The sequence below is a fragment of the Alloyangia mangrovi genome (genome assembly GCF_002300555.2).
In the GTDB taxonomy this organism is placed as follows: Bacteria; Pseudomonadota; Alphaproteobacteria; order Rhodobacterales; family Rhodobacteraceae; genus Salipiger; species Salipiger mangrovi.
Genome location: NZ_NTHN02000157.1, coordinates 1 through 396 on the forward strand (window position 1 = coordinate 1; position 396 = coordinate 396).

At 61.1% G+C, this 396-nt stretch carries 1 protein-coding gene; it reads left to right on the plus strand.

Translation table 11 applies throughout. The features are described 5' to 3' along the window. The coding region (locus CLG85_RS27215) for an IS30 family transposase (RefSeq protein WP_446323480.1) at positions 1–396 on the plus strand (396 nt) is incomplete at both ends.

Below are 396 nucleotides of genomic sequence, written 5' to 3' on the forward strand. Positions count from 1 at the left end.
TCTATGGCCCAGAGGGTCGTGCCGAAGAGTTGGCGCGACACCTGCCCAGCCGGCGCAAGAAACGCAGGCCCCGGTATGCGCGGCGGTCCCGCAGCCAGGTCTTTCCGCCTGAACGGTCGATCCATCAGCGCCCAGAATGCGTCAAGACACGGGAAACATTCGGAGAATGGGAAGGCGATCTGATGATCTTCGAGCGCGCGCAAGGCTCGATGAACGTCGCAACGCTGGTCGAGAGAAAGACCCGCTTCGCAGTCCTGTTCCGGAACAACGATCGCAGTTCCACGCACTTCATGAACAGCTTGATGAACGTGATGACGCCACTGCCCCAAGCGGCACGCAAGTCGATCACCTTCGACCGTGGGTTCGAGTTTCGCGACTGGCGAAAGCTCGAGGCCG